10 protein-coding genes are annotated in these 13,210 nt (G+C 64.8%); 3 read left to right on the plus strand and 7 right to left on the minus strand.

The genetic code is table 11. From position 1 onward, the window contains the following. Positions 1 to 3: 3 nt before the first annotated feature. The 6 genes from M2427_RS18600 to M2427_RS18625 all read right to left on the minus strand — a co-directional run bounded on the left by M2427_RS18600 (position 4) and on the right by M2427_RS18625 (position 7,421). Positions 4 to 1,692 (minus strand): methyl-accepting chemotaxis protein, encoded by a 1,689-nt coding sequence (locus M2427_RS18600; RefSeq protein WP_280707965.1) that lies wholly within the window; start codon positions 1,690 to 1,692, stop codon positions 4 to 6. 310 nt (positions 1,693 to 2,002) lie between these two features. After that, positions 2,003 to 3,733: a HAMP domain-containing methyl-accepting chemotaxis protein gene (locus M2427_RS18605; RefSeq protein ID WP_280707966.1), complete on the minus strand. Its 1,731-nt coding sequence runs from the start codon at positions 3,731 to 3,733 to the stop codon at positions 2,003 to 2,005. 263 nt (positions 3,734 to 3,996) lie between these two features. Next, on the minus strand, positions 3,997 to 4,257 hold the full coding sequence (locus M2427_RS18610; RefSeq protein ID WP_280707967.1) for a hypothetical protein: 261 nt from the start codon (positions 4,255 to 4,257) through the stop codon (positions 3,997 to 3,999). A 165-nt stretch (positions 4,258 to 4,422) separates the two neighbouring features. Continuing rightward, positions 4,423 to 5,037, minus strand: coding sequence for a hypothetical protein (locus M2427_RS18615; RefSeq protein ID WP_280707968.1), 615 nt, complete (start codon positions 5,035 to 5,037; stop codon positions 4,423 to 4,425). Positions 5,038 to 5,149: 112 nt separating this feature from the next. Continuing rightward, on the minus strand, positions 5,150 to 6,136 hold the full coding sequence (locus tag M2427_RS18620; protein ID WP_280707969.1) for an MDR family oxidoreductase: 987 nt from the start codon (positions 6,134 to 6,136) through the stop codon (positions 5,150 to 5,152). 40 nt (positions 6,137 to 6,176) lie between these two features. Then, positions 6,177 to 7,421: an MFS transporter gene (locus M2427_RS18625; protein WP_280707970.1), complete on the minus strand. Its 1,245-nt coding sequence runs from the start codon at positions 7,419 to 7,421 to the stop codon at positions 6,177 to 6,179. 361 nt (positions 7,422 to 7,782) lie between these two features. Here M2427_RS18625 and nadA point away from each other — a divergent pair, with 361 nt between their 5' ends. The 3 genes from nadA (at position 7,783) to nadC (ending at position 11,552) form a co-directional block, all read left to right on the plus strand. Beyond that, positions 7,783 to 8,886: a quinolinate synthase NadA gene (nadA, locus tag M2427_RS18630; protein WP_280707972.1), complete on the plus strand. Its 1,104-nt coding sequence runs from the start codon at positions 7,783 to 7,785 to the stop codon at positions 8,884 to 8,886. A 171-nt stretch (positions 8,887 to 9,057) separates the two neighbouring features. Continuing rightward, positions 9,058 to 10,662, plus strand: coding sequence for an L-aspartate oxidase (locus tag M2427_RS18635; RefSeq protein WP_280707973.1), 1,605 nt, complete (start codon positions 9,058 to 9,060; stop codon positions 10,660 to 10,662). 11 nt (positions 10,663 to 10,673) lie between these two features. Then, on the plus strand, positions 10,674 to 11,552 hold the full coding sequence (gene nadC, locus M2427_RS18640; protein ID WP_280707974.1) for a carboxylating nicotinate-nucleotide diphosphorylase: 879 nt from the start codon (positions 10,674 to 10,676) through the stop codon (positions 11,550 to 11,552). 148 nt (positions 11,553 to 11,700) lie between these two features. On the opposite strand, the gene M2427_RS18645 is transcribed toward nadC, so the two are convergent. After that, a complete protein-coding gene (locus tag M2427_RS18645) occupies positions 11,701 to 13,155 on the minus strand; it encodes a cell wall hydrolase (RefSeq protein WP_280707976.1) in 1,455 nt (484 codons plus the stop codon). Between the last annotated feature and the right edge of the window lie 55 nt (positions 13,156 to 13,210).

The following is a 13,210-nucleotide window of genomic DNA, read 5'->3' on the forward strand; positions in this document are numbered from 1 at the left end:
GCGTCAGGCCGCGCGGACCGATTCCAGGAACTGCGCGACCTCGACCTTGAGACGGGTGCTGTCGGTCGCGAGCGACTTCGCCGCCGACAGGACTTCGGTCGAGGCCGAGCCGGTCTCGATCGCGCCGCGCTGCACGTCGGTGATGTTCGACGAGACCTGCTGGGTTCCGACCGAGGCCTGCTGGACGTTGCGCGAAATCTCCTGCGTCGCCGCGCCCTGCTCCTCCACCGCGGCGGCAATCGCCGCCGACACTTCCGACAGCCGCTCGATGGTACCGCCGATCTCCTGGATGGCGTTGACGGATTCCTGCGTTGCGGCCTGAATGCCCGAGACCTGCGCCCCGATCTCTCCGGTTGCCTTCGCGGTCTGTTCGGCCAGCGCCTTCACCTCGGAGGCGACGACGGCAAAGCCGCGACCGGCCTCGCCTGCGCGCGCCGCCTCGATGGTGGCGTTCAGCGCCAAGAGATTGGTCTGGCCCGCGATGGTGTTGATGAGCTCGACGACGTCGCCGATGCGGGCGGCCGCCTGCGACAGCTCGTTGACGCGCTCGTTGGTCCGCGACGCCTGTTCGACGGCCTCCGCCGCCATCCGCGCGGAGTCCTGCACGCGGCGGCTGATCTCGGTGATGGAGGACGACAGCTCCTCGGAAGCGGATGCCACAGCCTGCACGTTGGTGGATGCTTCCTCGGAAGCGGCGGCGACGACGGTCGCCAGCTCCTGTCCGCGCCGGGCAGTATTGGTCAGCGTCGACGCCGAGGCCTCGAGCTCGGTCGAGGCCGACGACACGGTCCCAACGACCTCGCCGATCATGGTCTCGAACTTGCGGGTGATGGCGTCGACGCGGCGGCCACGCTCGATCTTGGCCTCGGCGTCGAGCCTCGCCGCTTCGTCGGCGGCCCGCTTGGCGATCAGCGCTTCCTTGAAGATCTGGAGCGCGTCCGCCATCGAGCCGATCTCGGTCTTCTCGCCGCGATGCGGCACCTCGGCCGAAAGGTCACCCTCGCCGAGCGACTGCATCGGCCTGATGATGGACGCAATGCCCTGAGACACGTCGCGCACGAGGTAGTAAGCCGCGCCGATCGCGATCGCGACCGAGGCGATGATGATGCCGACCAGCACGCGGAAGATGGTGGCGTAGCTGTCGGCCGCCTGCTTCGTTTCCAGCTCGGCACCGCGATTATTGAGCTCGATATCCTTCGTCAGCAGCGGGTCGGAGGCCTGCGCCATCTTCGCGACCTTGGTCTGCAGCAGCTCGTTGGCCTCAGTCGGGAATTTGCCGGGGCTCTTGCGCGACAGCGCCATCACGTCCTGCACGCCGTTCAGATACTCGCCCCAGGCCGTCGTCCATTGCCCGTAAATGGAGCGCTCTTCGGCGGACGTGATCAGCGGCTCATAGACCTTGCGGGTCTGCTCAATACGTTCACGTAGCGAGGCGAGTCGTTTCTCGGCGGCTTCCTTGCCTTCAAGCGTGTCCTGCATCAGATGCAGACGGAGCGCGACGCGCAGCTCGTTGACGTCGGCCCGGATCGAGCCCAGCGCACGTACGCTCGGCAGCCAACTTTCTGCGATCTCGACGGTGTGAGAATTGATGTTCTGCATCGTGCCGATCGCCACCACGCCGACGCCGGCGAGCGAGAGCACGAGGACCGACAATACGGTCAGAAGCTTGAAGACGATCGACAACTTCGACATCACGAAAAATCCCGATGAGCTCTAGACGCACAAATTGGCTGCGCCAAGCCGTCACGACGGACGGCAGGGCGGAGGTCATTCCACCAATGCTGGCTGGTTCTTATCCCGTAGGATTGGAACCATAATTGCAAACACCCGTTAACAAGAACCTAGTGCTGATTTGCCGAGCACTAGCTTCCTGCAACCCTTTGTTGCAGTTGCGCCGATATCGCGCCGCACCTCACCAGCGCACCGTCGGGCCATCGATACGAACGGCCGTCATGCATCCCGCACGACGGCCGCAAGATCGATCTGGCCTGCGTGATTGGCGTCAGGCAGCCCGCACTGTGCCCAGGAACTTGCCGACCTCGAGCTTCAGCCGGTTGCTGTCGCCGGACAGCGACTGCGCTGCCGACAGCACCTGCGACGATGCCGAGCCGGTCTCGCTGGCGCCGCGCTGCACGTCGGCGATGTTGGACGACACCTGATGGGTGCCCTCAGCCGCCTGCTGCACGTTGCGGGAAATCTCCTGCGTGGCGGCACCCTGCTCCTCGACAGCGGCGGCGATGGTCGAGGAGATCTCCGAGAGCTTTTCGATGGTGTCGCTGATGTCCTTGATCGCGCCGACCGAATGCTCGGTCGCGGCCTGGATGCCGGCGATCTGCTGGCCGATCTCGCCGGTCGCCTTTGCGGTCTGCTCGGCCAGAGCCTTCACTTCGGATGCAACCACCGCAAATCCGCGGCCGGCCTCGCCGGCGCGCGCGGCCTCGATCGTGGCGTTGAGTGCCAGAAGGTTGGTCTGGCCGGCGATCGTATTGATCAACTCGACGACGTCGCCGATCCGTGTTGCCGCCTTGGACAATTCGCTGACGCGCTCGGTCGTGTTGCGGGCCTGGCCGACCGCCTCACTCGCCACGCGCGCGGATTCCTGCACCTGGCGGCTGATCTCGGTGATCGAAGACGACAGCTCTTCGGTCGCCGAGGCAACCGACTGCACGTTGGTGGAGGCCTCTTCGGAGGCAGCGGCGACCATCGTGGCAAGCCCCTGCCCGCGCTCGGCAGTCGAAGTCAACGTAGAGGCAGACGCCTCGAGCTCGGTCGCGGCTGAAGATACGGTCTCGACGATCTCGCCGATCGCCGATTCGAAGCTATCGGCTAGCTTGTGCATCTCGGCCTTGCGCTTCGCTGTCGCGGCCAGGTCCTGCCTGATCTTGGCCTCGGCTTCGTCTCGGGCCTTCTGTTCGGAGGCGATCTTGAACTTCTCGACGGCCGCTGCAACACCGCCGACCTCGTCCTTGCGGCCGAGACCCGGCAGCACGACGGAGAAGTCGCCGCCGGCGAGCTTGTCCATGGCGACGGTCAACGCACGGATCGGGCGGGCGATGGTGAAAAAGGACATCAGCCAGGAGCCGAGGAGAACGATCATGGCAAATGCGCCGATGACCATCCCGGTTTGCTCGCTCGTTGCCATCTCAAGCACGGAGACGGCGATGTCTTCCTCGCCCTTGTGCTTTGCCAGATCGGCGATCTCATTTGTGACCTGGTCCATCTCGCCTGCGATCGGCAGCGTCCCTTCGCGAACGAGGCGTGCAGCCTCTTCGGCGAGCTGCGTGACGCGCGCGGCGTCCGAGCCCGCGGCGATAGCCTCGCCGCGAACCGCTGCGACCTGCTGGCCGGCTTTAAGATAATCGGCACCGAGAGTCTTGAGCTCCTCCATACGCGCCCGGTTTTCCGGCAGCAGCGAGAGTTTCAGCATCGCATCGGTGACTTTGGTCAGCGTGCCCATGCGTTCGACCAGGGCATCGCCGGCCTTTTTCAGCTCGGCCGCATGACTGGCGAGCCGCAGGTCCCGCACGGCGAGCTGCATGCTTCGCGCCGCAAGCTTGGCTTCCACCGCATCGCGCGCCAGTTCCAGCTGCACGAGCGCGGCCTGGCTGGTACGACGCACATTGCCGTTTCCGACGATCTGGCTCACGATCATGGAAAGGACCAATAGGACACCGAACGCCGACGCGACCGCCAGCTTGGTCCCGATCCGCAAATTCTGAATGAGGCTCAACATGGGCACGCTTCCTCCGGGAATGCGCAGCCAAGTCTTTGTCGGCTGCCCTCGGCGTTGATCGCCCTTGCCCAAAAAATGAGCGCCTGTTGTTCCGATTTGGTTAACAGCAAATTCCGGGTAAATACGGGATTTCGATCAAAAGGCCGGCAAAACAAGCACGTAGCGCGCGCTTAACAAGTTAACCACACGCGCTGGTCGGAGTTGCGCCGTCCGAGGCTCTCTCGACGAGAGACGGACACCTAGAAGGCGCGCTGGCGCTTTCGTCAGCGCCTGTCCGCACTCTTATCGCTGCAGCAGACGGCCTCGCTGACCAGGCTGACGCGAAAGACCTGCTCCTTGTTTTCGTCGAGCAGCTCCATGCTCCACTTCGCATTCGGCTTCAGATTGCGGGCGATGCTGCCGAGCAGGTTGGCGCAGACCTCGGTCATCTCGGTCCAGGCCGCGGCGCGATCCTCGAACTCGTACGGCTGGTCGGCGGCACCGGAATAGCGACCGGTGCTGATGCGAAAGAAATACAGCGACATTTTTTTACTCTTGCGTAGGGCCGCCTCCCGGCCGTTGCGCAAGCTGCGGCGCAAGTCGCTACCAACGCATAAAAACCGCGGGCCGTATGATTACGGCGCCACGGCTTTGCCGTGCGGTGCATTCGTCAAGAACAGGTAAATTGCCGCGCGGTTTCGCGCTTGTCGTTACTCGGTCGAGCGGCGCAGGTCCAGCGGACCTTCGTTCCTCGAATCCGATTTGGGCTCGGACTTCACTTCCGCCTTCACCGGTTCGATCCGGCTGCTCTCGACCCGCGGCGTCTCGACACGCGCGGCGACCTCGGTGCTCGGTGCGTTGACCGAACCGGTCTGCTCCGGCGCGCGCAGCGAGCGCGGCCGCGCAACGGCACGCGCCATCAGCATCTGGTTGCCGCCCTGATGATGGAAGTCGCAATAGGCAAAGCCCATGCCCGAGACGGAGCCGCGGAAGCTGCGATCATCGGTCTTCTCAAGGTTGAAACAAGGCTCGAACGGAATGCCCTTGATCGAGGCGCAGACGTTCTGGCCGCGGATCTGGAGCGTGTTGCCCGGCAGACGGAGATGGCGCACCGGGCCGGAGCCCGAGAATTGCACCGCGCCGGCGGCGCCGAGATCGTCGAGGATACGGCCTGCACCGCGGGTGCCGTCGAAACACGTGAAGGCGAACACTTTGCCTGCGACGAAGCGGCGTGCCTCGTCCGCATTCATACTCCCGGCCAAGGCGATAGCCGGCGCAAACGTCACGACTGCCGTGACAGCCCCCAACACGATACGCGCAAGCATGCTCTACTCCGAACCAACCCCGCAGCGGGCGATGCCTTATCTCTTTACCCGCTGCTTACCATACTAACCATGGCGACATTGAAGCAGCTTGGTTGGTAAAGTCTGAACGCCGTTAGACAATTTTTACCACGATGCGGCCGCGGACCTGGCCGGCCAGGATTTTCGCGCCCCATTCAGTAACCTGGTCGAGCGAAATTTCCGTAGTGATTTCAGCCAGTTTCGTTCGATCGAGGTCGGAGGCGAGACGCTGCCAGGCAGCTTTTCGCGGCTCAATCGGGCACATCACGGAATCGATGCCGAGAAGGCACACCCCGCGCAAAATGAAGGGTGCGACAGAAGACGGCAGGTCCATGCCGGCCGCGAGGCCGCAAGCGGCGATGGCGCCACCGTACTTGGTCATCGACAGCAGATTCGCGAGCGTGGTCGAGCCGACGCTGTCGACGCCGCCTGCCCAGCGCTCCTTGGCCAGTGGCTTTGCGGGCGCCGACAATTCATTGCGGTCGATCACCTCGGCAGCACCCAGGCTCTTCAGGTAGTCGGCCTCGGAGGCACGGCCGGTCGAGGCGATGACGTGATAGCCGAGCCAGGAGAGCACAGCGGTCGCGACCGAACCGACGCCGCCGGCTGCGCCTGTGACCACCACGGGGCCGCTCTTCGGCGAGACGCCATGCTTCTCCAGCGCCAGCACGGACAGCATCGCGGTGAAGCCGGCAGTACCGATCGCCATCGCGTCACGTGCGGAGAGGCCCTGCGGCAGGGCGACGAGCCAGTCGCCCTTCACCCGCGCCTTCTCGGCATAGGCGCCGAGATGGGTCTCGCCCATGCCCCAGCCGGTGCAAACGACCTTGTCGCCCGCCTTCCATTGCGGATGGGAGGAGGCTTCGACCGTGCCGGCGAAATCGATGCCGGCGATCATCGGGAAGCGGCGCACCACCGGCGCCTTACCTGTCAGCGCGAGGCCGTCCTTGTAGTTCAGCGTCGACCATTCCACGCGGACGGTGACGTCGCCCTCCATCAGCTCGGCTTCGTCGAACTGCGTAAGCGCGGCAGTGGTGCCCTTGTCCGCCTTGTCGATCCGGATCGCCTTGAATGTGGCCACGGCTGAACTCCCTGACTTGTTTCAGGCGATGTTTAGCCGATCAGGCAGGCTGTGCAACCGCTCGTGCGACCGGCTTCTCCACGATCGGAAGATTGATCAGCGCCGAGAGCACGCCGAACAGGATCGAGAGCCACCAGATCGGCGTATAGGAACCGAACTTCTCGAACACGATGCCCCCCAGCCAGACGCCGAGGAAGCCGCCAACCTGATGGCTGACGAAGGCAAAGCCATAGAGTGTGGCCAACCAGCGCGTGCCGAACATCAGCGCCACCAGCGCCGAGGTCGGCGGCACCGTCGACAACCAGGTGAGGCCGGAGACCGCGCCGAACGCGATCGCCGACAACGGCGTGATCGGGAACGAGATGAAGGCAAGCGTCGCCAGCGCGCGGGTGAAATAGATGGCGGAGAGGATGTAGCGCTTCGGCAGCGAATTCTGGAGATAGCCGACGGTCAGCGAGCCCATGATGTTGAACAGGCCGATCGCCGCGATCACCCAGCCGCCGGTTTGCGTCGAGATGCCGCGGTCGACGAGGAAGGCCGGCAGATGCACGGTGATGAAGGCAAGCTGGAATCCGCAGGTGAAGAAGCCGAGCACCAGCAGCACATAGGAGCGATGGCCGAAGGCTTCGGCAAGCGCCCTGGTGATGGTCTGCTCATCCGCAGCTGCTGAACTGGCCGTGTTCGTAACCGGAGGCGTCGAGATGGCGAGCGCCAGCGGGATGATCAGCAGCATCAGGAAGCCGAACACGGTGAGCGCCTGCTGCCAGCCGAAATTGTCGATCAGCGCCACGCCGATCGGTGCGAACAGGAACTGTCCGAGCGAGCCCGCCGCGGTGCCGGCACCAAGCGCGAGGCCACGCTTCTCGAGCGGCAAAAGCTTCGTGAATGCGGACAGCACCAGGTTGAACGAGCAGCCGGCAAGGCCGAAGCCGACCATCACGCCCGCGCCGATGTTGAGCGACAAAGGCGTCGAGGAGTAGCGCATCAGCAAGAGGCCGCCGGCATAGAGCAGCGCGCCGACGCACATCACGCGGTACAGGCCGAAGCGATCGGCGATCGCGCCGGCGAACGGCTGGCCCAATCCCCACAAAAGATTCTGAAAGGCGATGGCGAGACCGAACACGTCGCGGCCCCAGGCGAATTCTTGGCTCATCGGCTGCACGAAGAAACCCAGCGCCGAGCGCGGGCCGAAGCCGAGCATGCCGATCGCGCAGCCGCAGAGGATGATGACTCCAGGGGTACGCCAGTTGGAGGAACGAGGGAGTTCGCCCGCTTGAATCGACATGGGTTTCCTCATCGTTCTTGGCGGATCCGGAATAGGCAGCCGCGAACCAGCCGTTTAATGCAAATGCATGAAAATCCCAAGTCGAAAGTGATTGCATTCCAGGAAGGGCTTTTGCGGGAGCATTGCGTTTCACGGCGGCCTCCCCTTGACCTCCCCTTGACCTCCCCTTGCGCGTGGAAAGCGCGACTTGACGGGAATGTGTGCGACGAGACCTAGCGGTCTTATCGAACCTGTGTTATTTTGATTTACTCATATTGAGTATATCTAAGTCCCACTGAAATCCGCCCCGGCCCCTCGGCCGGATTTCTCTGGCACCATATATACTCATATTGAGCATATATAACTCATGCGGGAGGCTTCGATGCCGATCACTGGAATTTACGGCCCTGACGATTTCGCCAACCGGCCCAAGGGCCAATCAGCAGCCACCCTGGTCGCTCCGGCGCGAACCGGGCCGACGCTGCCGCGCCCCTCGCTTGAATGGACCAGCGAAGTCGAGCGCGCCACCGCGCCCATCTATGAGCGCGTCAAGCATGTGATCCCGCCGATCGAATGGCCGCTGATGGCGCCGACGATCCACGCGATCAACCAGCTCAAGCGCAAACGCAACGCGGTGATCCTCGCCCACAATTACCAGGCGCCGGAGATCTTCCATGGCGTCGCAGACATCGGCGGCGATTCACTGCAGCTCGCGGTCGAGGCCACCAAGGTGAAAGCCGATATCATCGTTCAGTGCGGCGTGCATTTCATGGCGGAGACGTCAAAGCTGCTCAATCCAGACAAGACGGTGCTGATCCCGGATTCACGCGCCGGCTGCTCGCTTGCGGCCAGCATCACCGGTGCCGATGTGCGCCTGCTCCGCGAGAAATTTCCCGGCGTGCCCATCGTCGCCTATGTCAACACGTCGGCGGAAGTGAAGGCCGAGGTCGATATCTGCTGCACCTCGTCAAACGCCGTGCAGGTGGTGGAGAGCCTCAACGCGCCAACCGTGATCTTCCTGCCTGATCGTTATCTCGCCACTTATGTCGCCTCGAAGACCAACGTCAAAATCATCGCCTGGAAAGGCGCGTGCGAAGTGCACGAGCGTTTTACCGGCGACGAGCTGCGCGCCTTCCGCGACGCCGATCCCTCAGTGCAGATCATCGCCCATCCCGAATGTCCGCCTGACGTGCTGGCGGAAGCCGACTTCACCGGCTCGACCGCACACATGATCAACTGGGTGCGCGAGCGGCGGCCGAAACGCCTGGTGATGATCACGGAATGCTCGATGGCCGACAATGTCCGCGCCGAGCTGCCCGACGTCGAGATGCTGCGCCCCTGCAATCTCTGCCCGCACATGAAGCGCATCACGCTGCCCAACATCCTGGAGAGCCTGCTGACGCTCGGCGATGAAGTCACGATCGATCCGGCGCTTGCGGAGCGGGCCCGGCGCTCGGTCGAGCGGATGATCAATCTGAAGAATTGAGGGCGAGTCGCTGCAACACCCACAGTGTCGTCCCGGCGCAGGCCGGGACCCATAACCACAGGGAGATGTGGTTGCGAAGAACAGCGTTACACAGCTCCGCAAACCAACAACTGCTGCGGAGTATGGGTCCCGGCCTTCGCCGGGACGACAGCTGAGAACTTGGAGAGAGTTATGACAAACATCCACAACCTTACCCGCTCCACCGATGACGTCGTCATCGTCGGCGGTGGCCTCGCCGGACTGTTCTGCGCGCTGAAGCTCGCACCGAGACCGGTGACACTGATCTCGGCGGCGCCGCTCGGACGCGGCGCATCATCCGCTTGGGCGCAAGGCGGCATCGCGGCCGCTGTGGCCGAAGGCGACAGTCCCGAAGCGCATGCTGCGGATACCATTGCGGTCGGCGGTGGCATCGTCGATGAAGCGGTCTCGCTCGGCATCGCACGCGAGGCAGCCTCGCGGATTCACGATCTGCTTGCCTATGGCGTGCCGTTCGACCGCGATCTCGAAGGCCGGCTTGCCGTGGGTCGCGAAGCCGCGCATTCGGCGCGGCGGATCGTGCACGTGCGCGGCGACGGCGCGGGCGCTGCGATCATCGCAGCGCTGAGCGAGGCCGTGCGCCGCACGCCATCAATCCGGCTGATCGAGGGTTTCGTGGCCGAAGCGTTGCTGACCGAGGACGGTGCCGTCACCGGGCTTCAATTGCGCGAGGCCGGGAATTTCGCGGCGAGACCCGTGATGATCGGCTCGCGGGCGGTGGTACTCGCAACCGGTGGCATCGGCCATCTCTACGCCGTCACCACCAATCCGGCCGAGGCCAACGGATCGGGCCTTGCGATTGCCGCGCGTGCCGGCGCTGTGATCGCCGACCCCGAATTCGTGCAATTCCACCCGACCGCAATCATGGTCGGCCGCGACCCGGCCCCGCTCGCGACCGAAGCCCTGCGCGGCGAAGGCGCTACGCTGATCAACAATAGCGGCGAGCGCTTCATGACGGTGCTTCATCCGCTCGCCGAACTCGCACCGCGCGACATCGTTGCCCGCGGCGTGTTCGCCGAGATCGCGGCGGGGCGCGGCGCCTTCCTCGACGCGCGGGAAGCGTTGGGCGCACGCTTCGCGGAAAAATTCCCGACCGTGCATGCGAGCTGCATCGCCGCCGGCATCGATCCGGCGAGACAAGCCATCCCGATCGCGCCCGCCGTGCACTACCACATGGGCGGCATTGCCGTGGACGCGCGCGGCCGCAGCTCCATCGACGGGCTCTGGGCGGGCGGCGAGGTGTCGTCGACCGGCATGCATGGCGCCAACCGCCTCGCCTCGAACTCGCTGCTGGAGGCCGTGGTCTATGCCGCACGCATCGCCGAGGACATCGCCGGCCAGGCTATCCCCTTGGCTGCCCGCCTGCCTGAGGCGCTGGTGACGCCCCGCGGCGCCGCGCCGGATACGAGCGTCGTGAAGCGGCTGCGGGCGATGATGAGCGCAAATGTCGGCGTGATCCGCGAGCGCGACGGGCTAGCGGACGCCGTGCGCAGCTTTGCGGCGCTGGAGCACACCGCAACCGGCATTGCGGTTCGCAACATGGCAACGGCGGCGCTGCTCGTGGCGGCCTCGGCCTGGAGCCGGCGCGAGAGCCGCGGCGCCCATTGCCGCACCGACTTCCCCGCGGAAGTTCCTGCGCTCGCGCAACGAACGATGACGACACTCGCCGAAGCGCACGAGATCGCGGACGGCCTCACCGAGCATTCAACAGCGCGCCTCGCGCAATCCATGATCGCCTGACGGAGTCTCTCATGATCACCCCTGCCTCCCTGCTCTATCCCGACGCCTTCCTCTCGCCGCTTGCGATCGATGAGGCCGTACATCGCGCACTCGACGAGGATCTCGGCCGCGCCGGCGACATCACCTCGCTGGCGACGATTCCGGAAGCCGCGAAAGCCCAGGCTGTCCTCGTCGCGCGCCAGTCCGGAATCATCGCCGGCCTGCCGCTGGCACTGGCGACGCTGCAAAAGCTGTCGCCCGACATCGAGGTGCGCGCGCATGTCCGCGACGCCGCGCGCGTTGCCGGCGGGCAGTCCGTGCTGACGATCTCGGGGCCGGCGCGTGCCATTCTCACCGCGGAACGAACCGCGCTGAATTTCGTCGGGCGGCTGTCGGGCGTCGCAACGCTGACGGCCGACTACGTCGCGCGCACGGAAGGCACCGGAATGCGCATCTGCTGCACGCGAAAGACGACGCCGGGATTGCGGGCGCTGGAGAAATACGCGGTGCGTTGCGGTGGCGGCTTCAACCACCGCTTTGGTCTCGACGATGCGATCCTGATCAAGGACAATCACATCGCCGTCGCCGTCGGCATCCGTCCCGTGTTGGAGCGTGCCCGCGCCCATGCCGGCCATCTCGTCAAGATCGAGATCGAGGTGGATACGCTCGCCCAGTTGCGCGAGGTGCTCGCCACTGGTCTGGCCGATGCGGTGCTGCTTGATAACATGGACATCGCGACACTGCGCGAGGCTGTCGGAATGACGGAGGGCCGCCTCAAGCTCGAAGCCTCGGGCGGCGTGACGCCGGACTCGATTGCCGCGATCGCGGCCACCGGCGTCGACTACGCCTCCTCAGGCGCACTGACGCATTCGGCGCCGAATTTCGACTGCGCGCTGGATATCGAGATGTAAGGCGTCTCCGTCATGGCCGGGCTTGTCCCGGCCATCCACGGCCTTGCTACGCGGTGCGAAGAACGTGGATGCCCGGGACATAGGCGAGCGGAAGCGACGCCGTCCTTCGGACGGCTATGCCCGGGCATGACGACCTGTCGAAGAAAGCTCACCGCCGCTCCGTCACGCCCATCTCGGCTGAGCTCTTGGCCTCCTGCGCGAGCTCGGCCGAGAGCGCGGCGGTCTGCGCCGGCGTGCCCCAGCTCGGCTCCTCGCTGCCGTCGCCCCAGTTGCGCGGCCGGTAGAAGGTGTGCACGCCGGTCTTGTACATCTTCTTCATCTCGGCGACCCAGGACGGACGCACCCAATAGGCGTGGTAATGCGTCGACTTGCCGACTTCTGGCAGCCAGATCTGGCCGTCGAGCATCGCCTTCGAGATCTTCTTGGCGCGCTCCCACATCTCGGGCTCGCGGATCACGTCGGGATTGTTGTCGCAGGCGAACGTGAACTGGCAGGCGAAGTGCCGGTACTTGTTCTGATAGACCACCCCGCAGACAGTGTCCGGATATTTGCCGGAAAACACGCGGTTCATCACCACCTGCGCGACCGCGATCTGGCCGCGCACGGCCTCGCCGCGGGATTCGAAATAGACGGCTTCGGCGAGGCACTTTTCCGACTTGGCGCGGGACTTGTCGTCGAGCGCCAAACGCTCGGCCGGCGATTTGGCGCGCTGGTTGTCGGCGTTGACCTCGCCCTTCGGCGCGACGCTCTCGCCGCTTTCGGTCGCAGCCGCGACGTCCTCGTTGGACGGCGACAGCGAGGCCAGCTTCATGTCGGGGTCGGGCATCACGATCAGCGGCTCCGCGCCGGGCTGCCAGCTCTCGATGCTCTCGACGTTACCGCCAAGCGAGGAGCTCCCGAAGAACAGGTTCGAGGTCTTCACACTGAAGGAATCGCGCGGCGGCGTTATCACCGTCGCCTGCTTCAGCGTGTTGAGCGGCTGGGCGGCGAAGGACAGCGCGACGTCGTCGGCCTTCGGATTGGCATATTGTTGCAGGGGCGGCGCGCGCATCGCCTCCTGAAGCTCGGGATCAAGTGCGGCCGCGGACTCCGGCGACATCGCCTGCGGCTGCGCGGCAGGCAGCTGAACTGTTTTCGCGCCGAACACAGACGTATTGGAGGTCGCGGGATCTTCCTGCGCGGGTGTGGCGGCCGGTGTCGTCTCAGGCGCTGGCGCGGGCGTCACGGTCGCGAGACGATCGCCTTTCAGGGCGCGCTCGACCTTGGGAAAGTCAGAGGCCTGGTAGCGCGCCGGCGCCTGCAGCACGGGGTTGCGCGAAATCGAACCGGTGACGTCGCGGCCATCGAGGCTCGCGAGACGCACCATCGCGCTCTGCGGCACCGACGTGCCGATCGGACGCGAGAAGCTGTAAGTGGCGAGCTGAATGGACGAGGCCGCAGAGAACACCTGCTTCTGCCAGCGCTCGGCAACGCCGGGCTGACGCGCCAGCAGCGAGCCGATGTCCTGATATCCGATCTCTCTCGGCATCAATGCGAAGATGCAGAGACCGAGTCCGAAGGATGCGAACCGCGCACCCTTCGGATGGTTACGCAACACAAACATCGATACGCTCACGCTACGCTTACACTAGAAAGATCGATCCGCAGTACATCCGTGC

It is taken from the genome of Bradyrhizobium sp. BR13661 (genome assembly GCF_029892425.1).
GTDB lineage: Bacteria > Pseudomonadota > Alphaproteobacteria > Rhizobiales > Xanthobacteraceae > Bradyrhizobium.